This is a genomic window from Clavibacter sp. CT19, assembly GCF_027858075.1.
In the GTDB taxonomy this organism is placed as follows: Bacteria; Actinomycetota; Actinomycetes; order Actinomycetales; family Microbacteriaceae; genus Clavibacter; species Clavibacter tessellarius_A.
In genome coordinates this window covers 44,307-70,123 of the sequence record NZ_JAQHYR010000006.1, presented here as the reverse complement: position 1 = coordinate 70,123, position 25,817 = coordinate 44,307, and the positions used below count along the sequence as shown (strand labels likewise).

General features: G+C 72.5%; 24 protein-coding genes. 11 read left to right on the top strand and 13 right to left on the bottom strand.

What is annotated here, in order from left to right:
* Window positions 1–93 precede the first annotated feature (93 nt).
* Together PED38_RS08625 and PED38_RS08620 are read left to right on the top strand one after the other, a co-directional pair.
* Window positions 94–399 (top strand): helix-turn-helix domain-containing protein, encoded by a 306-nt coding sequence (locus PED38_RS08625; RefSeq protein WP_063072076.1) that lies wholly within the window; start codon window positions 94–96, stop codon window positions 397–399.
* On the top strand, window positions 392–1,591 hold the full coding sequence (locus PED38_RS08620; RefSeq protein WP_270980878.1) for a type II toxin-antitoxin system HipA family toxin: 1,200 nt from the start codon (window positions 392–394) through the stop codon (window positions 1,589–1,591). Before PED38_RS08625 ends, PED38_RS08620 begins: the two co-directional genes overlap by 8 nt.
* A 35-nt stretch (window positions 1,592–1,626) precedes the next feature.
* On the opposite strand, the gene PED38_RS08615 is transcribed toward PED38_RS08620, so the two are convergent.
* Both PED38_RS08615 and PED38_RS08610 read right to left on the bottom strand, forming a co-directional pair.
* The gene (locus tag PED38_RS08615) at window positions 1,627–2,022 is read right to left on the bottom strand and encodes a hypothetical protein (protein ID WP_063072090.1); all 396 of its coding nucleotides are present in this window, start codon (window positions 2,020–2,022) and stop codon (window positions 1,627–1,629) included.
* Window positions 2,019–2,756: a TetR/AcrR family transcriptional regulator gene (locus PED38_RS08610; RefSeq protein WP_270980877.1), complete on the bottom strand. Its 738-nt coding sequence runs from the start codon at window positions 2,754–2,756 to the stop codon at window positions 2,019–2,021. Before PED38_RS08610 ends, PED38_RS08615 begins: the two co-directional genes overlap by 4 nt.
* Before the next feature lie 109 nt (window positions 2,757–2,865).
* Between PED38_RS08610 and PED38_RS08605 the strand changes: the two genes are divergently transcribed.
* The 5 genes from PED38_RS08605 to PED38_RS08585 are packed head-to-tail and all read left to right on the top strand — an operon-like array spanning window position 2,866 to window position 8,069.
* Window positions 2,866–3,957 carry a Gfo/Idh/MocA family protein gene (locus PED38_RS08605; RefSeq protein ID WP_270980876.1) on the top strand — a complete coding sequence of 364 codons (1,092 nt, stop codon included), beginning with the start codon at window positions 2,866–2,868 and terminating at the stop codon, window positions 3,955–3,957.
* On the top strand, window positions 3,954–4,766 hold the full coding sequence (locus PED38_RS08600) for a hypothetical protein (protein ID WP_270980875.1): 813 nt from the start codon (window positions 3,954–3,956) through the stop codon (window positions 4,764–4,766). Before PED38_RS08605 ends, PED38_RS08600 begins: the two co-directional genes overlap by 4 nt.
* Window positions 4,767–4,820: 54 nt before the next feature.
* A complete protein-coding gene (locus PED38_RS08595) occupies window positions 4,821–6,143 on the top strand; it encodes an ABC transporter substrate-binding protein (protein WP_063072071.1) in 1,323 nt (440 codons plus the stop codon).
* A 43-nt stretch (window positions 6,144–6,186) separates the two neighbouring features.
* Complete coding sequence (locus tag PED38_RS08590; protein WP_270980872.1) at window positions 6,187–7,191, top strand: carbohydrate ABC transporter permease; 1,005 nt, start codon at window positions 6,187–6,189, stop codon at window positions 7,189–7,191.
* Window positions 7,188–8,069 (top strand): carbohydrate ABC transporter permease, encoded by an 882-nt coding sequence (locus tag PED38_RS08585; RefSeq protein ID WP_194664939.1) that lies wholly within the window; start codon window positions 7,188–7,190, stop codon window positions 8,067–8,069. The genes PED38_RS08590 and PED38_RS08585 overlap by 4 nt, the downstream gene beginning before the upstream one ends.
* A 77-nt stretch (window positions 8,070–8,146) precedes the next feature.
* Here PED38_RS08585 and PED38_RS08580 read toward each other — a convergent pair whose 3' ends face one another.
* The 4 genes from PED38_RS08580 to PED38_RS08565 form a co-directional block, all read right to left on the bottom strand.
* A complete protein-coding gene (locus tag PED38_RS08580; RefSeq protein WP_270980869.1) occupies window positions 8,147–8,488 on the bottom strand; it encodes a hypothetical protein in 342 nt (113 codons plus the stop codon).
* 2 nt (window positions 8,489–8,490) lie between these two features.
* On the bottom strand, window positions 8,491–8,949 hold the full coding sequence (locus tag PED38_RS08575) for a prevent-host-death protein (protein WP_270980867.1): 459 nt from the start codon (window positions 8,947–8,949) through the stop codon (window positions 8,491–8,493).
* Window positions 8,950–8,993: 44 nt separating this feature from the next.
* On the bottom strand, window positions 8,994–10,844 hold the full coding sequence (locus PED38_RS08570; RefSeq protein ID WP_270980866.1) for a glycoside hydrolase family 2 protein: 1,851 nt from the start codon (window positions 10,842–10,844) through the stop codon (window positions 8,994–8,996).
* A 209-nt stretch (window positions 10,845–11,053) separates the two neighbouring features.
* Entirely contained in the window at window positions 11,054–13,693 is a 2,640-nt protein-coding gene (locus PED38_RS08565; RefSeq protein ID WP_270980864.1) for an MMPL family transporter, read from the bottom strand.
* A 67-nt stretch (window positions 13,694–13,760) separates the two neighbouring features.
* Between PED38_RS08565 and PED38_RS08560 the strand changes: the two genes are divergently transcribed.
* On the top strand, window positions 13,761–14,360 hold the full coding sequence (locus PED38_RS08560; protein ID WP_063071255.1) for a TetR/AcrR family transcriptional regulator: 600 nt from the start codon (window positions 13,761–13,763) through the stop codon (window positions 14,358–14,360).
* Here the strand turns inward: PED38_RS08560 and PED38_RS08555 are convergent, their stop codons facing one another.
* The 3 genes from PED38_RS08555 to PED38_RS08545 are packed head-to-tail and all read right to left on the bottom strand — an operon-like array spanning window position 14,361 to window position 17,797.
* On the bottom strand, window positions 14,361–15,320 hold the full coding sequence (locus tag PED38_RS08555) for a D-2-hydroxyacid dehydrogenase family protein (protein WP_270980863.1): 960 nt from the start codon (window positions 15,318–15,320) through the stop codon (window positions 14,361–14,363). It lies immediately after the preceding gene.
* Between the two features lie 52 nt (window positions 15,321–15,372).
* Window positions 15,373–16,656, bottom strand: coding sequence for an SLC13 family permease (locus PED38_RS08550; protein WP_270980862.1), 1,284 nt, complete (start codon window positions 16,654–16,656; stop codon window positions 15,373–15,375).
* Between the two features lie 34 nt (window positions 16,657–16,690).
* Entirely contained in the window at window positions 16,691–17,797 is a 1,107-nt protein-coding gene (locus PED38_RS08545) for a PrpF domain-containing protein (protein WP_270980861.1), read from the bottom strand.
* A 102-nt stretch (window positions 17,798–17,899) separates the two neighbouring features.
* Between PED38_RS08545 and PED38_RS08540 the strand changes: the two genes are divergently transcribed.
* The gene (locus PED38_RS08540; protein WP_270980860.1) at window positions 17,900–18,832 is read left to right on the top strand and encodes a LysR substrate-binding domain-containing protein; all 933 of its coding nucleotides are present in this window, start codon (window positions 17,900–17,902) and stop codon (window positions 18,830–18,832) included.
* 19 nt (window positions 18,833–18,851) lie between these two features.
* On the opposite strand, the gene PED38_RS08535 is transcribed toward PED38_RS08540, so the two are convergent.
* From PED38_RS08535 to PED38_RS08520, 4 genes are all read right to left on the bottom strand, one after another.
* A complete protein-coding gene (locus PED38_RS08535; RefSeq protein ID WP_063071259.1) occupies window positions 18,852–19,490 on the bottom strand; it encodes a LysE family translocator in 639 nt (212 codons plus the stop codon).
* Window positions 19,491–19,602: 112 nt separating this feature from the next.
* Entirely contained in the window at window positions 19,603–20,511 is a 909-nt protein-coding gene (locus PED38_RS08530; protein WP_063071260.1) for a carbohydrate ABC transporter permease, read from the bottom strand.
* Window positions 20,504–21,484 carry a carbohydrate ABC transporter permease gene (locus PED38_RS08525; protein WP_254654496.1) on the bottom strand — a complete coding sequence of 327 codons (981 nt, stop codon included), beginning with the start codon at window positions 21,482–21,484 and terminating at the stop codon, window positions 20,504–20,506. The genes PED38_RS08530 and PED38_RS08525 overlap by 8 nt, the downstream gene beginning before the upstream one ends.
* Window positions 21,481–22,824, bottom strand: a complete 1,344-nt coding sequence (locus PED38_RS08520; RefSeq protein ID WP_063071261.1) for an ABC transporter substrate-binding protein — start codon at window positions 22,822–22,824, stop codon at window positions 21,481–21,483. Before PED38_RS08520 ends, PED38_RS08525 begins: the two co-directional genes overlap by 4 nt.
* 274 nt (window positions 22,825–23,098) lie before the next feature.
* On the opposite strand from PED38_RS08520, the gene PED38_RS08515 reads away from it, so the two are divergent.
* Both PED38_RS08515 and PED38_RS08510 read left to right on the top strand, forming a co-directional pair.
* The gene (locus PED38_RS08515; protein ID WP_270980859.1) at window positions 23,099–24,541 is read left to right on the top strand and encodes an LLM class flavin-dependent oxidoreductase; all 1,443 of its coding nucleotides are present in this window, start codon (window positions 23,099–23,101) and stop codon (window positions 24,539–24,541) included.
* 1 nt (window position 24,542) lies between these two features.
* On the top strand, window positions 24,543–25,814 hold the full coding sequence (locus PED38_RS08510; RefSeq protein WP_270980857.1) for an acyl-CoA dehydrogenase family protein: 1,272 nt from the start codon (window positions 24,543–24,545) through the stop codon (window positions 25,812–25,814).
* Window positions 25,815–25,817 lie beyond the last annotated feature (3 nt).

Here is a 25,817-nt window from a genome sequence, read left to right as displayed (position 1 = left end):
CCTTCCGCAAGGAGTGCGTCAGTGTGGCCTGACATCAAACTTGCGTGACATCAACCCCTTTAAGATCTAGTCAGCTTGACCTAAACTGCTGCCATGCCGACCACGCCTCCCGCCATCACGAGATCCCTGCGCATCGTCGGGCGCAACCTGGCTACCCAGCGGAAGCTGCTGGGTCTCACGGCGAAGATGGTCGCGGAGCGCGCCGGGACGACGCAGCAGACCATCAGCAAGCTCGAGAACGGGCAGGGGACGAGCTTGGAGATCACGCTCCGGATCCTTCGCGTGCTGGGGCTCATGGACGGCGTGGTCTCCGCCACCGATCCGTTCGGTACCGAGCGAGGCCGGCTGATGGTCGACGAGAAGCTGCCGGAACGCGTCCGGGTGCGCAAGCGTGGCTGACGCCTACGACGTGACGACCGTGATCGGCCGTGAGGAGGTGCGCGCGGGGAGGATCTTCCGCACCAGGACCTCCGGGTCGTTCGAGTACGACTCCGACTACCTGCGCCGGCGAGACGCATTCGCGCTCTCGCCGGCCCTCGGCCTCTTCCCCGGTGCTCAGGCGCTGGCTCCCGCGAACCCCTTCAGCGACTCGGCGCCGGACACCTGGGGTCGGAAGGTGCAGAATCGCGCTGCCGGGCGCACGCTCGATGAGCTGACCCTGATGTTGGGCGTCAACGACGAGGGGCGACAGGGGGCGACCCGGTTCTGGCAGGGCGGTGTCGCCGTGGCGACGGGCGGCGGGGTCCCCGCGGAAGCCGATCTGTCCGAGATCGTCCACGTCGCTGACCAGATCGAGCGTGGCGAGACGGAGATCGATGATGCCGCAGTCCGTCGTCTCTTCCGGGCGACCGGCTCGCTGGGAGGCGCGCGCCCCAAGGCGAACGTCAGGATCGGCGCCGACCTGTGGCTGGCGAAGTTCCCCAAGCCCACCGGTGACGAATGGAACGTGATCGCGTGGGAAGCTGCGGTGCTCGACGTGATGGGCGAGGTGGGGATCGACGTCCCGCCTCACGACACGAAGCGGATCACGGTGGACGGCACCCGACGCACGGTCCTGTTCCTGAGGCGCTTCGACCGCGGCGCCGACGGTGTCCGCATCCCCTACATGTCCGCGATGACCGCTCTCGAGGCGACGGACGGTGACGGAGGCGATTGGGTCGACGTGGTCGACTTCGCGCAGGTGGCCGGTGCCGACGTGACCGAGCTGTGGAGACGAGCCGTGTTCGGCGCGCTCGTCGGGAATCTCGACGACCATCTGCGCAACCACGGCTTCCTGCGCGAGGGGACCGCCTGGGCGCTCGCTCCTGCCTTCGACGTGAATCCGGTGCCGCTCGGCGACGGTCAGCGCCACCAGCTGGCGCTCCTCGGCGACCGGGAGACGAGTCTGGACTCGTTCACCACCGCGGACGCGCTCGACATGTTCGGCATCCGTGCGCCTGCGGCGCGGACCTTCCTGGAGCGGCTGCGGTCAGCGCTGCCGGGTCTTCCCCGGCGAGCCGCCGCGCACGGCGCCGACGCGCTCACGATCGAGACGATGCGATCCCGCATCGAGCACGCGATCGCGGCCGTGGGTCAGGCCATGGAGCCGTAGGGCCGCTGTCGTCGAGGTCGCGCTGATCGACGGCGTCATCCCGCTCTCCGCCCAGGGAGGAGGACGGGCGCGGTGGACAGCACCAGGATCGCGAACAGCGTCTGGTCGACCGCACCCCACACCGGGATGCCGCCGGTCGTCGCGATCACCGACCAGTTGACCGCGATGTCCTCGAGGATCACGGCGATGCCGAGCCCGACCCCTGCAGGGCGCCGGAGCGCGAGCAGCGCGATGACCAGCGGATCCAGGACCGTCAGCGACACCCAGAACGCCCGCAGCGGGAGCGGGTGCCCCGCGTAGACGTCGAGCCCGGCCGTCGCCAGGTCGAGCACGTGGCTGACGGTGCCGATCGCGAAGCCCGTGATCCAGAGGGCGCGCACGAGGCGCGGGCCGCGGTCCGGCCGGCGCGCCCGCTCCGCCGACGGCGTCACTCCCACGACGCGGAACCGGGCGGGACGGCCGCCCTCGCCCCCGCCCGCCACCGCGCGATCGACTGCTCCACGTACTCGCCCACGAGGCCGGGCAGGTCGATCCGCGGGTTGTGCAGCCACTGGATCTCGAGGCCGTCGAGGATCGCGAGGAAGCAGGCGGCCTCGTAGTCGAGCGTCGCCTCGTCCATCGCGGGCACCTGGCCGAGCGTGCCGGCCTCGCCGATGCGCTGGCGGATCTGCGCGATCGTCCGCGCGTACCGCGTGCGGATGTACTCCTGCGCGGGATGCGTCGCGTCCGACGCCTCGGTCGCGAAGGTCAGGTACAGCTCGAGGAAGCCGCGGTGCTCCACGTGGTACCGCATCAGGTCGACGAAGGCGCGGATGGCGGGGAGGCCCGGCGCGGCCTCGGAGACGAACGGCTGCTGCCGGTCCCACTGGCGGAGCACCTCGGTGAGCAGCTCCTCCTTCGTGAAGTAACGGAGCACGGCGGCCGGGGAGACGCCCACCTCGTCGGCGATCTCCTTGATCGTCGCGGCGCCGTAGCCGCGGATGCCGAACACGCGCACGGCCGCGTCGACGATCTCGGCACGGCGGCGGACGCCGGTCGAGTACCGCCCCCGCGCTGCGTTGCCGGTCACACGGCCCCCGAGCGTGGTCGCGCTCTCATCCTCATCAGCACGGGCGACGCTCTCGGGGGTGCCCGAGGGCGGGGCCGGCCTGCGGGTGTCGGTCACGATGTCGATCCTCCCCCTTGTGCGGTCCGCGAAGCGGGACGTACAGTGACTCAACCGTAAACAGGTCGTCAGTTTTCGTCCTGGGTCATCAGCTAGGGACGAGGGCGTCGTGAGCGAAGTGGTGTTCGGGGTCGGCCTCATCGGGGCCGGGCCGGTCGGGCAGGCCATCCACCTGCCGACGTTGGCGCGCATGGCTGACAGGTTCCGCGTGGTGCACGTGATGGACGTGGATCCGGACGTGGCCCGCCGCGTCGCCGCCCGCGTCGACGCGCGCCACTCGACCGACGCGGATGCGCTCATCGACGACCCGGCCGTGGACGTCGTCGTGATCGGCAGCCCGAACCGCTTCCACGCGGAGCAGGTCATCGCCGCGTGCCGCGCCGGCAAGCGCGCGGTGCTGTGCGAGAAGCCGCTCGCCGTCTCCGCCGAGGAGGGGGAGGCGATCGCCCGGGCCTCGGTCGAGCACGGCGTGCCCGTCGTCGTCGGCACCATGCACGCCTTCGACGCCGCCTGGACCGCCGCGCTCGACGGCTGGCGCGCGTCCGGCGACGCCCCGCACACCGTCCGCATCTCCGCCGTGATCCCGCCGAACCCCGACTCCGAGGACTCGGCCACCGAGATCGTCGGCCGGCCCGCGCACCGCTCGCCCGGCGCCCCGGACCTGGAGGCCCGCGTGGCCGCCATCACCGGCGGCGTGCTCGGCCTCGCGATCCACGACCTGCCGCTCGCCCGCCAGCTGCTCCCGGTCGCGCCGCCGCGCGTGATCGCGGCGCGCACCCTCGACCCCTGGGGCTACGAGATCGTCGCGATGGTCGGCGAGAGCGTGCTCGAGGTGCACGGCGTGGGCGGCGCGACGTGGGATCCCGAGTGGACGCTCGACGCGGTCGCCGTCGACCGCTCCCTCCACGTCGACTTCTCCCTCTCCTACGTGCATGCCGGATCCAGCACCGCCACCCTCGCCGACGCCCGCCGCGCGACGACGTGGGGGCCGTACGCCGACAACGGCTACGTCGGCGAGTGGGAGCACGTGCACGACGTGCTCGTCGGCACCGCCGATCCCGTGCCGCTCGACGAGCTCCTCGCCGACCTCGCCCTGGCGACGTCCATCGCCGAGCAGTGCGCTGAGCTGATCCGCTCCGCCGCCTCCGCCGGCGGCCGCGCCCTCGCGGGCGTCGGATGCCGCACGGGGCTGGCCGCATGAGCTCCCTCGCCGTGCGGGTCGACCCCACCGCGACCCCGATCCGCCGGGCTGCGGCCGCCGCGACCCTCGCCTCGCTGCCCGAGTCCTTCCGCCGCGCGGACGACGCCGGGGAGGTCGTCGTGCTCGACGGCGGACCCGGCTGGGCGACCCGTGCGGTCGAGGCCACGCGGGACGGCGCTCGCGCGCTCCTCGTGCTCGACCCCGGCGCGGCCGACGACGCCGCGCTCGCGGCGCTGATCGCGACCGGCGTCCCCGTGGTGCTCGACGTGCCGTGGCGGCACGCGGAGGCCGTCCGTCGGGTCGCGCCGCGCATCCACCGCTTCGCCGCTCCGGGCGCGCTCCTCGAGGCGCGCGCCGCGGTCGCGGGCCCGGCGGACCTGCGCGGGGCCGCCCGGGCGCTCGCGCTCACCGCGGGGACGCTGCTCGGCTCGCCCCTCGCCGAGCTCGTGCCCGTCGTCGCGACGCCCCAGCACCTGATGCTCGCCGGGCCGAGCGCCTCCGGCGTGCACGTGGTCGTGAGCGTGGTCGTCGCTGGCCACGATCACGGGCGCTCGACGTTCCGGATCCTCGTCGGCGACCGCGCCGCGCACGTGGTCCTGCCCGCGCCCGGCTCGGCATCGCCCGGCCGCGCGAGCGTCACGGATCCGGCCGGCCGCGAGGACCTGCCCGTCGTCTTCGAGTCGGGCCACCGCACGGCGCTGCGGATCGCCCGCGACGCCGCCCACGGCCGCTGCGCACCCGGCGACGTCGCCGAGCTCCGCGCCCTGCTCGCCGCCGCGCCCGCCCTCGCGGCCGACGCGCGCCCCTAGACCCAGCCCCTTCCCTCCCACCACACACAGCACCACGAGACGACGGAGTCAGAAATGCCACAGCAGTCAACGAGCGCCTTCGGCAACGGCCTCACCCGACGATCCCTCCTCAGCGCGGGGGTCGGCGCCGCGGCGGTCGGCCTCCTCGCCGCCTGCAGCGGCGGCGGAGGAGGCGCCAGCGGCGCCGGCGCACCCCTCAAGTTCTGGAACATGCCCTGGGGCGCGCCCGCGTTCCTCACCGAGGACAAGGTGATCTCCGCCGCGTACAAGCCCGCGAGCGGGTTCGGCAAGGTCAGCTACCAGCAGGTCCAGTGGGCCAACTTCACGCAGACCTTCTCGACCGCGGTCGCCGCCAACAACGGCCCCGCGGTGAGCTCGGGCGGCGGCACGACCGCGTTCCTCTTCGAGTCGCAGGGCAAGATCGCGTACGCCGACGACCTCATCGAGACGTGGAAGGGCAACGGGATCTACGACGACTTCCTCCCGGGCCTCGTCGACACCCTGAAGACGGCCAACGGCTACGCGGCCGTCCCGTACAACCTCGACATGCGCATGTACTGGTACCGCAAGGACCTCCTCGAGAAGGCCGGCGTCGAGGCGCCCACCGACTGGGACTCCTACGAGGCCGCGTGCGCCGGGCTCAAGAAGATCGGCGTCTACGGCTACGGCACCCGCTCCGGCGCCGGCGCCTTCACCGGCTTCCACCAGATCGTCGCCCACATGATCAACAACGGCGGCGGCCTGTTCGACGGCGACCAGAACCCGGACGTCGTCACCGACAAGAACATCGAGGCCGTCGAGTGGGTGCTCGGCATGGTGAAGAACGGCTACGTGGATCCCCGCAGCGCCACCTACACCTCCGACAACGCGTACCAGCAGATGGACGCCGGCACCTTCGGCATGCTCTGGGACGGCGCGGGCGCCCCCGCGAACGTGACGCCCGAGACGGCGGCGCAGATGGTGGTCGGCGACCCGCTCGTGGGCCCCGGCGGCGAGAAGGGCGCGCTCTACTTCCCGAACAACATCATGATGTACAAGTCGACGCCCAGCCAGGAGAACAGCGAGGCGTTCCTCACGTACTACTACCAGAACATGAAGTCGCTCTGGACGAAGCAGACCGGCATCGGCCTGCCGCCGCTCAAGTCCATCGCCGACGAGGCGTACGCGGACGACCCGAACACCACGAAGATCCTCAGCGACTGGCAGCCCATCTCGAAGACCTGGGGCGCGCCCGGCTCGAACACCGTCTTCCAGAACGTGACCAAGGTCGACGGCACGCAGCCGACGATCTCGTTCGCGCAGTCGGTCCTCGGCGGCACCGTCACGGCGCGCGAGGCCCTCGAGAAGCTGCAGAAGGAACTGGACGCGGGCGCGTGACGCCGCGCGCATCCGGAGGGCATGACATGGGCGAGGTGACCTGATGGCGTTGGACACGCGCGACGCACGCGATTCCCGCGTCGTCGACAAGGTCGGGCTGGCGCGCCGCGGCGTGGGCGTGGCCGGCCCCGGCCGGCGGCCGAGCCCGACCCGCAAGGGCTCGGGGAAGACGCCGCTCGGACGGGCCGGCGCGACGCTGGCGCTGTTCGCCCTGCCGTCGCTGATCCTGCTGATCCTGCTGAACGTCTACCCCGTCGTCTACTCCTTCCTGCAGTCGCTGCAGAAGGGGACGCCGTCGACGCTGCCGTGGCAGACGCCGTTCGTCGGGTTCGAGAACTACGCGAGCGTGCTGGCCTCGGAGTCGTTCCGCAACGCGACGGTCTTCACGATCGTCTTCACGCTCGTGGGCGTCTTCGGCTCCTGGCTCGTGGGCCTCGCGCTCGCGCTGCTGCTGCGCACCCGGATCCCGGCCAACGGGTTCTTCAAGGTGCTGCTGCTCCTGCCGTGGATCGTGCCGGTGGTCGTGTCGTCGACCTCGTGGAACTGGCTGGTGGCGACGCCGCAGAGCCCGGTGCCGATCATCCTGGCGACGCTCGGGTTCCCCGACGCGAACTTCCTCGGCGATCCGCTCCTCGCGCAGGTCGTGGTCTGCGTGTTCAAGGTCTGGATCAGCTTCCCGTTCATGCTGATGATGATGTCCTCGGCGCTCGCGTCGGTGGACACCAACGTCTACGAGGCGGCGAAGATGGACGGCGCGAGCGCCTGGCAGGCGTTCCGCGGCGTGACCCTCCCGATCATCTCGCGCACCACGTACATCAGCTGGGTGCTGATGACGATCTTCTGCGTCAACGACTTCCCGACGATCTTCCTGCTCACGCAGGGCGGTCCCGTGAACGCGACGACGTCGCTGATCGTGCTGGCGTACCAGCAGGCGTTCCAGAACCTGCAGACCGGACCGGCCACCGCGGTCGCGTTCATGATGACGGCCGTGCTCGTCCTCGTGTCGACGCTGCTGTACCGGCAGATCAAGAAGGCGGACATCGAATGAGCCAGGCACTCGCGGTCGGCGGCGCCACCTCGGCGACCGTCGGCGACGTCAAGCGGACCTCCGCGAAGCAGCGCGAGCAGAAGGGCCAGTGGTGGCGCTTCCTGCTCATCGCGGTCATCACGCTCGTGGTGATCACGCCGATCCTCGCGGTGCTGTTCCTCTCCACCCAGCCGGGCCAGAACTCCACGGCGACCGGGTTCACGCTCGAGAACTTCGAGCGCGTGCTCGGCGGCACCGACGTGATGATCTGGCTCGGCAACAGCCTCGTCGTCGCGCTCGTGACCGTGCTCGTGTCGGTCGTGATCGCGGCGCCCGCCGGCTACGTGCTGAGCCGCTCGCGATCGCGGCTCGTCTCCGGGTACTCGCTCGTGCTGTTCGTGGTGCAGGCCCTGCCGGTGGTGACGGCGGCGATCCCGCTGTTCATCACGTTCTCGGCGATGGGCCTCATCAACACGCTGCAGGGCGTGGCGATCATCTACATCGGCTCGACCATGTCGGTCGCGATCTGGATGATGGCGGCCTACATCGACTCCATCCCCATCACCCTGGAGGAGGCGGCGTGGATGGACGGCGCGAGCGTGTTCGGCGGGTTCGTGCGCGTAGTGCTCCGCAACTCGCTGCCGGGCATCCTCTCGACCGCGATCTTCTCGTTCCTGCTGGCCTGGAACGACTACCTGATCGCGCTCCTGTTCCTGCAGGACTTCACGAAGTACACCCTCCCCATCGGCCTCAACACGTTCTTCCAGCAGAACGCGGCCGACTGGGGTTCGGTGATGGCGGTCGCGGTCATCATGATGCTGCCGCCCGTGCTGATCTTCGCCCTGCTGAACAAGTACTTCAGCGTCGGCGGGATCGGCGGGTCGCTCGCCGGGAGGTGAGGCGGTCTCGCCCCGGACGAGAGCCCGCCCCCGTGGTCCATGTGGATCGCGGGGGCGGGCTCTCGTCGTGAGCGGCCCTACTTGGTCTGGTTCGGATGCCGCGTGTGGACCTGTTCGAGGAAGACCGTCTGCCCCTCGACGTAGAACCAGATGCGGGCGTCCCCTTGAGCGGTGGGCTTGTGCTGCCAGCGCACGTGGTCTCGCCCGGCGCGGGTGACGAGGCCGAGCTCTCCCTTGAGCGGGTAATTCGTCGGCGTGCGCTCCGTCGGGGTCCGGGTGAGGAAGTACCACGTGTCGGCCAGCGGGCCGCGGATGGTCGCCGCCAGGTCCTGCCAGCCCTTCCGCGCGCTCTCGGAGGCGAAGACGATCGTGTGCTCGGACTGCTTCGTGGGACGCGGGACCAGCGGATCCTTCGCCACGGTCAGGGGCGCGCGACCGGCACCGGGCGATCGAGCCACTCGACCGGCGAGGGGGCGAGACCGGCGGCGATGGCGGTCGCGGTCTCGCGCCAGGAGGTGAGCTCGGCGATCGCGAGGTGGGGCTGGCCGGTGGAGAAGGAGGCGCGCGCCGCATCCACGAGCTCGCGCGCGCAGCTCTCCTGATCTGCGGCGGAGAGGGCGAGCATCCACGGGAACCGCTGCGCCATGCGCGAGGCCAGGGAGCCCTCGTCGTCCAGGGTGACGGTGATGAGGTCGGCCGCGAGCTGGAGGAGCTGCGCCTGCGCGTCCGCGGCGCTCTGGGACATCAGCACCAGGGTCTCGCCGTCGCGCCGCGTCACCTGGACCGGGTGCTCCTCCGCTTCCGCGAACACGTCCGCCGAGTGCTTGCTCAGCTCGGACGAGCGACGGATCGTCGTGCGGGCGTCGTGGAGGATGGACATGCCGTCATCCTATTCGGAACGTGTTCGGAAGTCCACGTCGCGGATCAAGCGTCGTCCCGCTCCTCGTACGCCGCCCGCTTCTCCTGCACGTCGCGGATGCGGGCGATGTCGAACTTGGGCCGGCGGTGGGCGTCGTAGATGCCGTTCTGCTCTTGGAACGTGTCGGTGAGCTGCGTGTAGCAGTAGCCGAACATGCGCGGATCCTCGAGCAGCACCTCGGTGAGGCCGCGGAACCGGGCGTGCCACTCCTCCACGGTGCGGACGCGCTCGCCGTAGCCCCAGGAGACCGCGCGCTCGGGGTCGTCATCATCGGCGGCGGCGTCGGCCTCGGCCGGGTTCCACCAGATGCCGCCGTACTCGGAGACGAAGAACGGCTGGCCCGCGTACGGCACCGACATCGCGCGGCCATTGAGCTCGTTGACGAACGGGCGGCCGTCGGCGAGGCCGGCCTGCTCGCGGCGGAACGCGTCCGGGTCCTGCTCGTAGGAGTGGGAGTCGTAGACGTCGGCGCCGGGCACGCGATGGGAGTAGCCGGAGGCGTCGAGGACGGGGCGCGACGGATCCGCCGCCTTGGTCGCCCGGTACATGCCGACGGTCACGTCGTCGAGCTGCGTGATGCGGTCGTGCAGCGCCTGGTACGTCTCGTTGAGCGGGCACCAGCCGACGATCGACGGGTGGGAGCGGTCGCGGGTGACCGCCTCGATCCACTGGGTGATGAACGACGCCGTCGGCTGCTGCGCGTCCTTGCCGAGGCCTCCGCCCGCGCCCCAGTCGCCGAACTCGCCCCACACGAGGTAGCCGAGCCGGTCGGCGTGGAAGAGGAAGCGCTCCTCGAAGACCTTCTGGTGCAGGCGCGCGCCGGTGAAGCCCGCGGCCATCGACAGCTCGATGTCGCGGACGAGCGCGGCGTCGTTGGGCGAGGTCATGAGCGTGTCCGGCCAGTAGCCCTGGTCGAGCACGAGGCGCTGGAAGACGCGGCGGCCGTTGAGGAGGAGGTCCTGGCCGTCGATCGCGATGGAGCGGAGGCCGCCGTAGGAGGCGACCTCGTCGACCACCCGGGCGTCGTCGCCCGTGCCGTCGACCAGGCGCAGCGCGATGTCGTAGAGGTGCGGATCCTCCGGCGACCACGGGCGCACGCGGTCCGCAGGGATCCGCAGGACGACCCGGGCGCCGAGGCCGGCGGGCACGGCCGCGCGCGTGATCTCGTCAGCCGCATCCCGGAGCACGGCCTCGAACCGGAGGCCCGCCGTCCGCGGCGCGAGCTCGGGCGTCACCGTGAACGACGCGTCGCCGAGCTGCGGCTCGATGTGGGCCGAGCGGATGTGCGCCTCGGGCACCGGCTCCAACCACACCGTCTGCCAGATCCCGGTGGTGCGCGTGTAGAAGCACTCGGTGTTCGCGAACCAGGTGGCCTGCTTGCCGCGGGCCTGCGGCTCGTCGCGGGTGTCGCGGGCGCGGACCGTGATCACGAGCTCCTCCTCGTCGGCCCGCACGCCGAGGTCGGCCGTGAACGACGTGAAGCCGCCGCGGTGCCGCGCGACCTCCTCGCCGCCCACCCACACGGTGGCGTCGTGGTCGACCGCGCCGAAGTGGAGGAGGACCCGGCGGCCGCTCCAGCCGGCGGGGACCCGCACGGTGCGGCGGTACCAGACGGCCGTGAGGAAGTCGACGTCGCCGATGCCCGATGCGGTGGACTCCGGCGCGAACGGCACGAGGATCTCCTCGGCCAGCTCCCGACCGAGCAGCCCGCGCTCGAGGCCGGAGTCGCCGCGGTCGCGCTCGAAGGACCACGTGCCGTTGAGGACCAGCCAGTCCGGCCGCGTGGACTGCGGGCGCGGGTGCTCGGGCTTCGGGATCGGCGTGGCGGCGATCGCGGGGGCGGGGGCGTCGGTCATGGGCGGGTCCTTCTGTCGCGGCGGGCCGGGCGGACGTGCTCGGGATCCACTCTCGCGCAGCCGGGTGGGACCGTCCCGGGAGGATCGCCGGCCGCCGCGTCCGCCGCGGCCGCCGGGACCGCCGGGACCGCCGGGACCGCCGGGACCGCCGCGTCCGCCGCGTCCGCCGCGTCCGCCGGGACCGCCCGGCCCGGCCCGCCCCGCCGCGCCTACCGCTCGTCCGGCGCGGCCTCCGTCTCGGCGCGGACGGTCGACGCCGTGGGCGGCGCCGCGTGCGCGCCATGCCCGCCGTCGGCCGGGAGCCCCGCGGGGAGCTCCACCGCGGGAGCCCCGGCCGTCGTCGGCGCCGCGTGCGGGTGCGTCCGCTCCAGCGCCGCGCCCTCGATGTCGACGTCCGGCAGGATCCGATCCAGCCAGCGCGGCAGCCACCAGGCCGAGCGGCCGAGCAGGTGCATGAGCGCGGGCATCAGCAGCATCCGCACCACGAACGCGTCGAGGAGCACGCCGAACGCGAGGCCGAATCCGATGGACCGGATGATGGTCGACTCCGAGAACACGAACCCGCCGAACACCGACACCATGATCAGCGCCGCCGCCGTCACGACCGCGCGCCCGGCCCGGAACCCCTGCACCACCGCGAGCCGCGCCTCGGCCCCGTGCACGTACGCCTCCCGCATTCCGCTCGCGAGGAACAGCTGGTAGTCCATGGCGAGGCCGAACAGGATCCCGACGAGGATCACCGGCAGGAAGCTCAGGATCGGCCCCGAGCTCTCCAGCCCGATGAGGCTCGCGCCCCAGCCGAACTGGAACACCGCGACGATGAGGCCGTAGGTCGCGAACAGCGACAGCACGAACCCGCCGGTCGCGATGAGCGGCAGGAGGATCGAGCGGAACACCACGATCAGGATCAGCAGCGACAGCCCCACGACCACGAGCAGGTAGAGCGGCAGCACCGCCGCCAGCGCCTCGGAGATGTCGATGTTCGTGGCGGCCTGCCCGGCGACGCCGAGCGTGATGCCGCCCTCGAGCTCGGGCATCGCGCGGATGTCCTGCACCAGCTGCTCGGTCGACGCGCTGTTCGGGCCCTCCGTCGGGAGCACCTGGAACGCGAGCACGGTGCCGTCGTCGGTGTTCGCGACGGGCGCGACGGCGACCACGTCGTCGAGGTCGTGCAGCGCCTGCGCGACCTCGACCTGGGTGGCGAGGAGGTCGCCCTCGGAGACGCCGGAAGGCACGTCGGCGACCACGAGCAGCGGTCCGTTGGCGCCCTCGCCGAACTCGGCGGCGACCGTGGAGAACGCCTGCTGGCTGGTGGATCCGGCCGGCTCGCTGGATCCGTCCGGCAAGCCGAGGCGCATCGACAGGCTCGGGATCGCGACCACGAGCAGGGCCACGACCGTGCCGACCACCGTGAGCACGGCGCGCGCGTTCGACATCGGCTTGAGCGCCGTCGGCGCCCCGTGCGGGTGGCGCTCGTGGCCGGCGGCGACGCGCGCGCGGTCGCGCTTCCGGAGCACGCGCATGCCGGCGAGACCGAGCACCGCGGGCGTGAGGGTGATCGCGACCAGCACGGCGACGAGCACGCAGACCGCGCCGACCGTGCCCATCAGCGCGAGGAACGGCACGCCCGTGATGTTGAGGGCGAGGAGCGCGACGATCACGGTGGATCCCGCGAACACGACCGCCGTACCCGACGTGCCGGTGGCGAGCCCGATCGACTCGCGCACGCCCGTGCCGCCGAGGAGCTGCTTGCGGTGCCGGTTGACGATGAAGAGGGAGTAGTCGATGCCGACCGCGAGGCCGAGCATCACGCCCAGCACCGGGGTCACCGACGCCATGTCGACGAGCCCGGAGAAGGCGAGCGACGCCGTGACGCCGACGCCCACGCCCACCACCGCGGTGACGATGGGCAGCGACGCGGCGATGAGCGTGCCGAGCATCACGATGAGCACGATGGCGGCGAACACGAGGCCGACGACCTCGCCGATGCCGAAGATCTCGGGCACGCCCTGCGCGAGGTCGGTCGCGAAGTCGACGCTCGTGCCGGCGACGGGGGAGTCCTGGAAGTGCGCGATGGCGTCCTGCTTGGTCTCCTCGGAGAGCTCGAGGCGCGGATCCGTGAAGGACACGTTGACGATGGCGGTCGAGCCGTCGTCCGAGACGACGCCGATGCCGTCCGTGAGGCCGAGGAGCGTGCGGCCGAGCTCGGCCTGCTCGGCGCCCGACTCGAGCTGCGTGCGCGAGGAGTCGACGGTGGCCTGCTGCTGCTGGAGGGCCTGCGTCTGCGCATCGAGCTGGGCCTGCTGCGCGTCGAGCGCGGCGATCTGCGCGGCGGGCGCGCCCGCGGCCTCGGCCTGCTGGCGCGCGGCGGTGAGCTGCTGCTGGCCCGCGTCGAGCTGCGCCTTGCCGGCGTCGAGCTGCTGCTGCGCCTGGTCGAGCTGCGTGCGGCCCGCGGTGATCTGCTCGTCACCGCTGGCGAGCTGCGCGGCCTGGTCGGCGCGCTGCTGGGTGACGGCGAACGGATCCACGACGCGCGCGACGCCCGGGAGGTCGCCCGCGCTCGCGGCCAGCGCCGAGATGTCGGCCTTCTGCTGGTCGGTGAAGGCCGAGCCGTCGGTGGTCCGGTAGACGACCGTGCCGGTGCCGCCCGCGGTGTCGGGCAGCGTCTGCGCGAGCTCGTCGGTGACGGCGCCGGAGGCCGTGCCCGGGATGTCGAAGCTGTTGCCGAGGGTGCCGGCGAACGCGAGGAACGAGCCCACGCCGATCCCGAGGATCACCACCCACGAGACGATCACGAGCCACGCGCGACGCGCGGCCATCGAACCGAGCCGGTACAGCACTGACGCCATGTCATCTCCTTCAGACGCTTCGACGATACGCTACGTCTCGTCTAGTCCCTGGAGCTACCCTGACCGGATGAACGAGCACAGGTCCGGGCGGCTCCGCAGCGAGGCGGCCCGCGAGGCGATCCTCGGCGCGACCGTGCGCCTCATCCACGCCGTCGGCTACGACCACCTCACGATCGAGGGCGTCGCCAAGGAGGCCGGCGTCGGCAAGCAGACGATCTACCGGTGGTGGCCGTCGCGCGGCGCGCTCATCGCCGAGTGCATGACCGAGGGCCGGCTGATCCCGGTGGAGTTCGCCGTGCCGGACACGGGCGACCTGCTCGCCGACATCGAGCGCTGGCTCACCGATGTGCTGGCCGTACTCGACGCGCCCGGCGGCGGGCCGCTCGTCCGCTCGCTGGTCGCCGCGGCGGCCGAGGACGAGGCGGTCGGCGACCACCTCGGCGCGAGCCTCGGCGTCGACCGCGACCTCTCGGAGCGGCTCGCCTCGGGGATCCGCGCGGGCCAGCTCCCCGCCCACGCGCCCGTCGACGAGCTCGGCCAGGCGATCCTCGGCGTCATCGTGCTGCGGGTGCTCGGCCGCGAGACCGACCACGCGGATAGCGTGACGCGGCTGGTGCGGTTCGTGCTCGGATCCGGCAGACCGACCGGGAAGGCCCGCCGGGGTTGATCAGCCGAGCAGCCGGATCGGCGCGCCCGCGACCCACGCGGCCACGCTCTCCTGCGCCTCGGCGAAGAAGCGGCGATAGGCGTCCTCCGTCACGTAGCCGAGGTGCGGCGTGAGGACCGTGCGCGGTGCCTGTCGCCACGGCGAGTCGGCGGGCAGCGGCTCGCGGTCGAAGACGTCGAGCCCCGCCCCGCCGATCCGGCCCGCGTGCAGGGCGGCGAGCAGCGCGGCCTCGTCGACGAGCGGTCCGCGGGCGGTGTTGACGAGGATCGCCGTGGGCTTCATCGCGGCGATGTCGCGTTCCCCGATGAGGCCGACGGACGACGCGTCGAGCTTGGCGTGCACGCTCAGGACGTCGGCGGTGGCGACCAGCTCGTCCTTGTCGACGGGGATCACTCCGAGGCCGCGCGCCCGCTCTGGATCCAGGTGCCGGCTCCACGCCGCCACCTCCATGTCGAAGGCGAGCGCGACCCGGGCGACGCGCGCGCCGATCGCGCCGAGCCCGACGATCCCGAGCCGCCGGCCCTGCAGGTCGCCGCCGATCGTGCCCTGCCAGAGGCCGTCGCGCACGCGGCGGTCCTCCTCGGGCACGTGCCGCAGCGTCGCGAGGATCAGCGCCCACGTCAGCTCGGCCGCGCCCGAGGTGCCGCCGGTCGCGCCGCCCGACACCAGGATCCCGGCGCGTGCGGCGGCCGGTAGGTCGATGGCGGCGTTCGCGCGGCCGGTGGTCACGAGCAGCCGGAGCGCCGGGAGGGCGGCGAGCACGGCCTCGTCGAAGCGGGTGCGCTCGCGCATGGCCACCACGACGTCGAAGGGCCGCAGCGCCGCGACCACCTCCTCGGTGGATCCGAGGTGCTCCCGGAACGCCGTCGCCTCGGCTCCGGGGATCGCGCCCCAGTCGGCCAGACGAGCGGACACGCCCTGGTAGTCGTCGAGGACGGCGATGCGGATCGGTGCGGTCATGCTCCACTCTCCCTCCTCCCGCCGCGGGGCGGGAGGTGCGCGTGCGGTCGGATCAGGCGAACGCGTTCGGCACGACCACCAGCAGCACCCAGCAGATGAGCGGCGCTACGGCCACCACGACCCCCGCGTTGAGCAGCAGCTGCCGGTAGAAGACGTTCCGGTCGATGCCCTGCGCGTTGGCGAGCACGAGCGCGCCGTTGGTGGAGAACGGCGAGACGTCGACCACCGTGGCGGCGATCGAGAGCGCCGCGACCACACCCACCACGGGCAGCTCGCCGAGCTGCAGCAGAGGCAGGGACAGGGGGATGATCGCCGCGAGCAGCGCAGTGGAGGAGGCGAAGGCCGAGGAGGCGCCGATCACGTAGCAGAGCACGAGCGCCACGACCACGGGGGCGCCGATGAGCAGCGCCATGTCGGCGAGGTCGTCGATCACGCCGAGCTCCTGGAGCATCGCGATGTAGGTGACCATGCCGCCCACCAGCAGCACGGTCGGCCAGCTGATGCCGGCGATCGAGCGGCTCGTGTTCTTGAGGTCCGTGAAGGAGAGGATCACGCCGGCCGCGATGGCCACGAAGCTGATCGGCTGGTGGCCGACGAGCACGATCACCAGGATCGCGGCGATGAGCGCGAGCGTCAGCATCCGCACCCGGGTGAGCGGCACGTGGTCGGCGTCGACCGTGTCGTCCTCGATGGTCATGACGCTGCCGGTGGCCGTGTACTCGAGCGTCCTCACGCGGCTCGTGATGGCGTAGGCGGCGACCGTCAGCACCGACAGGAGCGTGTTGATCCCGAAGCTGGAGAAGAACAGCTGCCACGGGTCGATGGCGAGGCCGTTGCCCTCCACGATGTCGCGCACCAGCACGCCCGAGACGGAGATGGGCGAGAAGGCGCCGGCGTGCGCGCCGTTGATGGTCATGATCCCCATCACGAGCGGGCTCATGCGCGTGCGGCCCGCGAAGCTCATGGCGGCCGGGGCGATGAGCGCGACCGCGGCCGGGCTGAACGTGCCGAGCGACGTGAGGAACGCGGCCACCAGGAAGAAGACCCACGGGATGAGGTAGAGCTTCCCGCGCACGGCCCGGATGCAGGCGCTCACCATCAGGTCGATGGTGCCGTTCTGCTTCGCCATGCCGAAGAAGTAGGTGACGCCGATGATCGTGAGCACGATCGACGACGGGAAGACCTCGAGGATCTCCTTGTCGTCGTAGCCGAACGCGATGGCGCCGACGAGGAAGGCGCCGATGAAGCCGAGGAAGCCGATGTTGATCGGGAACACCGTCGCGATGACGAACATCACGACGAGGCCGATGAGGGGGATGATCTCGATAGACGACACTGTCTTCTCCTGGTGATCGCGGACGCGGGACGCGTCAGCGGGTGGGGGCGAGCGGGATGGGTTCGTGGTGCGTGAGGAGCTCGGAGTCCGCGAGGCGGCGGGCCGCCCGCTGGAGCAGCACCCGCGTGCCGGATGCGTCGACCTCGACGCCGGCGCGGAGCGGGCCGCCGAGGGTGCCGAGGCGCAGCGGTGCGGTCGCCGGATCCACGCCCACGCGCTCGAGCACGGTGCCGGGCTCGCGGGCCGCCAGGGCCAGGGCGACGGCGCTCGTGAGGCCGATGGTGGGATGCGCCGCGTTCATCGAGAGCATGCGCACGGAGACGTCGTGGTCGGCCGCGCGCACCTGGTCGCCGAGCGTGGTCACGTGGTCGACCGCCGGGCCGACGACGCCCACCTTGGGCACGGCGTCGCCCGCCTCGGCGACGCTCGGCGCGATGCCCATGGCGACGGCGGCGTGCGCGCGGATCCGGCGCAGCAGCGGCACGGCGGCGAGGATCTCGATCTCGGTCGCGGCGGACGGCAGCCCGAGGTCGGCCGCGGCGAGCAGCACGACGGGCGCGCCCGCGTCGGCCATCGTCACCTCGTAGGCGGTGCCGTCGACGACGAGCTGCTCGCGCACCGAGCCGGTGGGGAAGAGGGAGCCGGTGGTGGATCCGGCCGGGTCGACGAACGCGAGGTCGACGGCGGTGCCGGATCCGCGGACGCCGGGCACCGAGACCTCGGCGTCCCGTGCGCCCGCGACCTGGGCGACGACGACGGCGGAGGTGTTGAGGTTCCGCATCCGGACGGTGGTGGCCGCGTCTCCGGCGTCCGCCAGCTCGAACCGCTCGACCGACCACTGGGCGACGGCCGTGGCGCAGTTGCCGCAGTTGCTGCCCCACTCCACGACGTGCGCGCCTATCGCGACCTGCGCGAAGAGGTAGTCGACGTCGATGCCCGGCTCGTCGCTCCGGCCCACGATCACGGCCTTCGACGTGACCGAGGTGCCGCCGCCGACGCCGTCGAGCTGACGCGGGTCGTCGGCGCCGAACAGCTCGATGAGGAGCTCGGCGAGCGCGTCCCGGTCGGCCGGGACGGCGTCGCGGTCGAAGAGCCAGCACTTGCTGGTCCCTCCGCGCATGAGGGTGGCGGGGATGCTCACGAGGCCTCCTGGTCGTCGTCGATGTGCTCACGCTACGAACGCGGAGGGTCAAGGAGAAGCTCGATCTGCTACGACCCCGTTCAGCTCCGCTAAAGTCGGCGCATGGCCTCCTTCGACCTCGTCACGCTGGATCTGCTGCTCGACGTGGTTGACACCGGCACGCTGACGGGCGGCGCGGCCCGCTCGCGGATGACCACCTCGGCGGCGTCGCAGCGCATCGCGAAGCTCGAGCAGCTCATCGGCCAGCCCGTGCTCGACCGCCTCCCGCGCGGCATGCGGCTGACGGAGGCCGGCCAGGTCCTCGCGGCGAAGGCGCGCACGGTGCGGCGCGAGCTGCGGGCCGCCGAGGGCGAGCTCGAGGCGATCCGCGGGCTCGAGCACGGCACCGTGCGGCTCGGGTCCTTCCCCACCGTGAGCGCGTCGCTGCTGGCGGACGCGCTCAAGGACGCGCACGCGGCGTGGCCGGGCATCGAGATCCGCGTGCAGTCGGCGCTGCGGCCCGAGCTCATCGACAAGCTCAGCTCCGGCGAGGTGGAGCTCGCGCTGCTGTGGAGCTACGCGTGGACCGAGGAGGCCGAGAAGCACCTCGCGCTGCGGAAGCTCGTGGAGGACGAGACCATGCTGCTCGTCGCGGTCGACAGCCCCATCCGCGACGGGGTGTCGCTCAAGTCGCTGCGGAAGGAGTCGTGGATCACGCGCAACGGCGGGCACCCGGCGGCCGACGTGCTCTACCGCAGCTGCGCGGCGGCGGGCATCCGGCCGGAGGTCGCGTACGAGGCGTACGACTACCAGGAGGTGCAGGCGATGGTGGCGGCGGGCGTCGGCATCGCGATGGCGCCGCGGCTCGCGCTCGCGTCGCACCGGGACGACGTGCGGGCGGTGTCGTTCCGGCCGGCCGACCGGATCCCCGCGCGCACCATCTACCTCGCGTCGCTCGCCCGGCGCGTGGAGACCCCGGCGATGCGCGCGCTGTCGGAGGCGGTGACGCGCGCGGCACGGTCGTTCGCGGCGAGCGGGGCGGCGGATCCGCGGTGACCGTCGTCCCGCTCGGGCCCTAGGCCGGCGCCGGCGCCTCGATGGCGAGCTTCACGCCGACCGCGCCGAGGAGCCCGCCGGTGGCCCAACGCTGCCAGCGCATCCACCGGGGTCGGCCTCGCAGGAAGACGGCGATCGAGCCGGCTGCGAGGACGATGCCCGCGTTCACCGCGAGGCTCACCGCGATCTGCACCGCCCCGAGCTGGAAGCCCTGCGCGACGACATCGCCCGCGGCCCGGTCGACGAACTGCGGGATGAGCGCGAGGTACATGATCGCGGCCTTCGGGTTGAGCAGGTTGGTGACGAGCCCCATGCGGAAGAGCTTCGCGGAGGAGTCGCGCGGCAGGTCGCGCATGTCGAAGACGGAGGCGCCGCCCGGGCGGAGCGTGGACCACGCCAGCCACAGCAGGTACGCCGCCCCGGCGACCTTGAGTCCCGTGTAGAGCCACGGCACCACGACGAAGACGGCGGCCAGGCCGACGTTGGCCATGGTCATGTAGACGACGAAGCCCACGCCGGTGCCGGCCAGCGAGACGAGTCCCGCGCGACGGCCCTGGCTGATGCTGCGCGAGACCAGGTACATCATGTTCGGGCCCGGCGTGAGGACCATGCCGAGGGCGACGACGGCCATGGCGGATGCGGCGGTCAGGGTGATCATCCGGGTCCTCCTCGCGGGTGGGCGGCGGGTCGTCCGCGGCCGGGACCAGCTTCGCGCATGGGCCACGACGACCCGGTCTTACGTGGCGCGTCCTCCGTCCGGAGCCGTGCGCTCAGCGGGCCGGAGCGCGGCGGATGCGGCGGGCAGCGTGCGCGCCCGCGTCGACGGATCCGCCCGTGAGGCCCGCCACGAGCCGGCGCTGGAGGACCGTCGCGGCGGCGAACAGCGGGATCACGCCGATGAGGGACGCGGCCGCGATCTTGCCGAAGTCCTGCACGCGCTCGCCCAGCATGAGCGACAGGACCACGGGGAAGGTCTGCGCGGTGTGCCCCTGCGTGAGGAACGTGGCGAACAGGAACTCGTCGTAGTCGAGCACCGCCACGATCACGCCGACCGACACGAGGGCGGGCGTGAGCATCGGGGTGACGATGCTGGCGAGCACGCGCCACTCGCCGGCGCCGTCGAGCTGCGCGGCCTCGTCGAGCTCCACGGGGATGCGGCGCACGAAGCCCTCGAGCAGCCAGACGGCCACCGCGGTGTTCGCGAGCGCGTAGACGAGCGTCAGGCCGGTGAGCGTGTTGTTGAGGTGCAGGATCCGCAGCAGCGTGAACACCGGCACGATCGCGACGATCGGCGGCAGCAGCCACGGGCTGAGCACGAGCCCGGCGAGCGCCCGGCCTCCCGTGCGGTGCCGGGCCATCGCCCACGCGGCGGGGAGCGCGAAGAGCAGCGTGAGGGCGGACGCGGCGAGGGACGTGACGAGGGAGTTGAGGATCCCGCGGGGCAGGCCGGAGCCGGCGAGCGCGGCCGCCCAGTTGCCCCAGCTGGGGTCCGTCGGCACGAGGATCCCGGCGGACACCTGGCCCTGCGACATGAGCGACACCGACAGCAGGTACGCCAGCGGCACGAGGGCGGCGGCGAGGGAGAGGGCCAGCCACAGGTCGGCCCCGCGGGAGCGGCGCCGCGCGCCGGGGCGTCGGACGGATCGCGGACGGGCGGCGCGGACGGGCGCGTCAGGCATCGTGGAGCCTCCGGGTGATGGCGACGACGGGGAGCGTGACGACCGTCACGACCACGGCGAGCAGCAGCGTGATGACGGACGCCCGACCGACGTCGAAGTGCTGCAGGGCCGCCTGCCAGATGAGGTAGGCGGGCACGGTCGTCGCCTGTCCCGGCCCGCCCGAGGTGAGGATGTAGACGAGGTCGAACAGCTTGAACGCCAGCACCAGGCGGATGAGGGCGACCGCCGCGACGGTGCCCGCGATCGCGGGGAGGGTGATGCTGCGGAACAGCCGCAGGCCGTGCGCGCCGTCGAGCGCGGCGGCCTCGCCGACCGCCGGATCCTGGCCGATGAGCGCCGCGAACACGAGCAGGACGATGAGCGGCGTCCACTCCCAGACGTCCGCGAGCGCGACGCCGAGGAAGGCGGTCACGGGCTGCGACAGCACCGAGAGGGATGCGCCCCCGGGCACCACGGCGGTCACGAGCACGTCCACCAGCCCGCCGTTCGGCGCGAAGACGAGCTTCCAGAGCACGCCCACCACGACGGGCGGGGTGATCATCGGGAGCAGCAGCAGGGTGCGCACCACGGCGCCCGCGTGCACCGACCGCCACAGCGCCACCGCCGTCGCCACCCCGAGCACGAGGCTCACGGCGGTGACGAGGAGCGCGTGGACGACGCCGCGCACGAGCGCCGCGGTCGTGTCGCCCTCCGCCAGGACGTCGGCGAAGGTCGCGGTGCCGACGAACTCCTGGAACGGCCGCCCGAGGCTCGACTCGGTGAGGGCGGCGAGCGCGATGAACACGAGCGGGTACCCGCCGAGCACGACGAGCGCGAGCACCGCGGGGGCGACGAAGACGCGCCGCGGCCAGGTGCCGCGTCCGCGACGGCGTGCCCGGGGGATCCGCGGCGCCCGCTCCCGGGGCGACCCCGACTCCCAGGTCGGCCCCGACTCCCGCGGCGACCGCGTCTTCGGGGCGATCGCGACGCTCACTCGAGGAGCTCTTCCCACTTCGCCTGCACCCGGTCCAGCGTCTCCTGCGCGGTCCCGCCCTCGCCGGCGAGCAGCTTCGCGAGCTCGTCCGTGAGCACCTGCGCGGCCTCGGTGGCGTTCTTGCCCGTCGGCCACGCGAGCGCGCCGTCGAGGGTCGCGCGGTTCACCTGCTGGATCTGCGGGAACTGGGCGCCGTAGGTCGGGTCCTCGAGCGAGGAGACGCGGTTGGGATCGATGCCCGTGGGCGGCGACGCGGTGAGGAGCTTCGCGTTCACCTCCGACGACGACGCCCACGTGATGAACCTCTCGGCGAGCGCGGTCTTCTGCGTGTTCGCGGCGACGACCCAGCTGAACCCGGCGACGAGCGAGGCCCGCGGCGTCGTGTTCGCCCCTCCGGTGGGCAGCAGGGTGACGCCCCACTTGCCCGCGACCTGGGAGCCCGACGACGGATCCTCGCTGCGGACGCCGAGGTCGGTCCAGTTCTCGATGAAGGCGACCTTCCCGGCGAACCACGCGCTGTTCCCCGCGCCGAAGTCGGTCTCGGCGGGCGTGGGCAGCGCCTGGTCCTGCACGTCGACGAGGGCCTGCGCGGCGGCGACCGCCTGCGGGCTGTCGATCGTGGGCCGCCCGTCCGCGTCGAGGAAGGAGCCGCCGAAGCCCGCGAGCCGGTTCGCGAAGCTCGCGCCGAGGATCAGGGGCGACTTCTGCCCGAACACGGCGGCGCCGTAGACCCCGTTCGCCTTCTCGTTCGCGGTGATGGTGGTGACCTGCTGGAGGTACTCGTCCCACGTCCTCGGCGGCTCCGTGAAGCCGTTCCGCGCCAGGATCTCCTTGTTGTAGAAGAGCACGTGCGTGTCGCCGTCGAAGGGCAGGCCGTAGGTGCGCCCGTCGACCTGGGTGTACGGCTCCCAGATGGAGGGGATGAAGTCCCCCACGTCGATCGAGGGGTCGCCGTCGACCCGGTCGGTGATGTCCTGGATCGCGCCGTCGGCCGCCAGGTCGCCGAGGGACGTGTACCAGGGCGCGGCCACGTCGATGGTGTCGGCGCCGGACTGCTGGTCGAGCGCGAGCTTCGACCCGATCTCGTCGTACGGGACGATGACGGGCGTGATCTTCGCCCCCGTCTCCTTCTCGAACTCGGCTGCGAGCCACTTCGCCGCGCCCTCGTGGGAGGAGATCATGAGGACGGTGAGCTCCTGGCCCGTGATGTCGCCGTCGGCCGAGCCCGCGTCGGCGGAGTCGCCGGAGCACGCCGACAGGGCGAGGGCGGCGGCCGCGACACCGGCGGCGAGCACGAGGCGGCGCGCGCGGTGCCCGCGGCGGGAGCGGATGTGGGACATGGGTTCCCCTCGTGGGTCGGACGGATCGGAGGGCGTCGGCGCCTCCGCTGCTGAGGAAGGTAGGGCGTCCGGCGCGCCAGCGGGAGGCCCGGCGTAGGACGGCGTCACGGTGTGACGAACCGTGTCGCGGCACGTGTCGCCGTGTTGCGGCGGCCCTTCCGGGCGGCGGCGGCGCGCGGCTACCTTCGGGCCGCACGGCTCCGCTGACGGGGCCGGCCGCGTGGCCGTCTCCCCGGACAGCCACGCGCCCGCACCGGGGGAAGGACGGAGCCCGATGGCATCCCGCATCATCCTCAACGCGTTCGACATGAGCTGCGTGACGCACCAGGCGCCTGGTCTGTGGCGGCATCCCGCCAACCAGGCCCACCGCTACAACTCGCTCGACTACTGGGTCGACCTCGCCCGGCTCCTGGAGCGCGGCACCTTCGACGCCCTCTTCATCGCGGACGTGGTCGGCGTCTACGACGTGTACCGGCACTCGGCTGCCCCGGCGCTGGAGGACTCCGCGCAGATCCCCGTGGGGGATCCCGTCGTGCAGGTCTCCGCCATGGCGCACGCCACCCGGCACCTCGGCTTCGGCCTCACCGTGGCGTCCACCTACGAGCTGCCGTACGCGCTCGCGCGCCGCTTCTCGACCCTCGACCACTTCACCGGCGGACGCATCGGCTGGAACGTCGTCACGAGCTACCTCGACTCCGCCGCCCGCAACCTCGGCCTCGAGACGCAGATCGGGCACGATGACCGCTACGGCATCGGCGACGAGTTCCTCGACGTCGCGTACAAGCTGTGGGAGGGCTCGTGGGAGGACGACGCCGTGGTGGTGGATCGTGAGCGCGGCGTCTACACGGATCCCGCGAAGGTGCATCCCATCGCGCACGAGGGCGAGCACTTCCGGGTGCCCGGGGTGCACCTGTCGGAGCCCAGCCCGCAGCGCACGCCGGTCGTCTTCCAGGCCGGCGCATCGCCCCGGGGCCGCGAGTTCGCGGCGAAGCACGGTGAGGCGATCTTCATCAACGGCCTCACGCCGGAGCTCACCCGCCCGGTGACGGACGACATCCGGGACCGGGCGGAGCGCATCGGCCGGCCGCGCGACAGCGTGCGGATCCTGACGCTCGCCACCGTGATCGTCGCCGAGACCGACGAGGCGGCGGCCGCGCTCCTCGAGGAGTACCGCGGCTACGTGAGCCTCGACGGGGCCCTCGCCCTGTACGGCGGCTGGTCCGGGCTCGACCTCTCCGGGTACGACCCCGACGCGCCGCTGAAGTACGTCGACACGGACGCCGCCCGGTCGGCGCTCGCGATCTTCACCCGCTACGACCCGGATCGCGACTGGACGCCCCGTGACGTGGCGCACTACGTGGGCATCGGCGGCATCGGCCCGGTCATCTCCGGCAGCGCGACCACCGTCGCCGATGAGCTCGAGCGATGGATCGAGGTGGGCGGCACCGACGGCTTCAACCTCGCCTACGTGGTCACCCCCGGCACGTTCGAGGCGGTCGTCGACCTGCTGGTGCCGGAGCTGCGCCGCCGCGGACGCGTGTGGGACGAGTACCCGGAGGGCACCCTGCGCGGCCGCCTCAACGGCACCGGATCCCCGGTCGTGCCCGCGTGGCACCCCGCGCACGCCTACCGCGGCGCCTACGTGGGCGCGCCGAGCGCCGCCGACGACACCGCGCCCTCCCTCTTCCCCGCGACCACCGATCCCGGAACGGACTGACATGACTGACACGACCACCCGATCCGACGCCGCCCCGGCCCCGTCGCCCGCGCCCGCTGCGGCAGCCGATGCGCGATCGCCGTGGCGCGGCACCGCGTCCCGCGACGAGCTCGCGCGGTGGCGGGCCGTCGCCGAGCGGGTCGCGGCCACCCTCGACGAGGACGCCCTCGACCGCGACCGGGCCAACGCGGATCCCACGACCGAGCTCGACCTGCTCCGCGACAGCGGCCTCGTCAACCTCCTCGACCCGGCCGAGCACGGCGGGGGAGGCGGGCACTGGGAGTCCGCGTTCCTCGCCGTGCGGATCCTGTCGCGCACCGATGCGTCCATCGCGCAGGTCCTCGCGTACCACTACATCAACTCCGGCAACCTCGGCTTCACCGCGACCGGGGCGACGCGCGCGGAGGGCTACCGCCGCACGGTCGCCGGGCGCTGGGTGTGGGGCGACTCCGTCAATCCGACCGATCCCGACCTCCGGCTCACGCCCGACGGCGACGGCTACCGGCTCGACGGCCTCAAGCGGTTCTCCACGGGCGCGTCCGCGGGCGACGTCGTGCTCGTGAACGCGGTCGTCGCGGGCGGCGACCTCGACGGGCGCATCGTCGTGTTCGCGCTCGACCACGACCGGCCGGGGATCGAGTACCTGGGCGACTGGGACGCGCTCGGCCAGCGCCTCTCCGCGAGCGGATCCGTGCGGTTCACGCGAGTGCGCGTCGACCCGGCCGACGTGCTCGGCCTCGGCACGGACGAGCCGTTCTCCACGCTCGTGACCCCCGGGATCCAGCTCGCGTTCGGCAACCTGTACCTCGGCATCGCGGAGGGGGCCCTCGCGAAGGCCCTCGACCTCGTGCGCGGCCGACGCGGCAGCTGGTTCCTCAGCCCGGCGGACGCGTACCGGCACGACCCGTTCGTGCAGCGCGTCGTGGGCGAGCTGGCATCCCGCATCGCCGCGGTGGAGGCGCTGGCGGATCGGGCCGGCCGCGCGTTCGACGAGGTCGTCGACCTCGGCGACGCCGTCACGGCGGACGTGCGCGGCGGCATCGCGATCGAGGTCGCGAAGCTGAAGGTGGTGGCCACCGAGGTGGGGGTCGAGGTGGCGAACCGCGTGTTCGAGGTCACGGGATCCAGCTCGGCCAGGTCATCGACGGGCCTCGACCTCTTCTGGCGGAACGTCCGCACGCACTCCCTCCACGACCCGGTGGACTACAAGAAGCTCGAGGTCGGGGCGCACGCGCTCACCGGCGAGCTCCAGCCGATCTCGCTCTACACGTGAGGA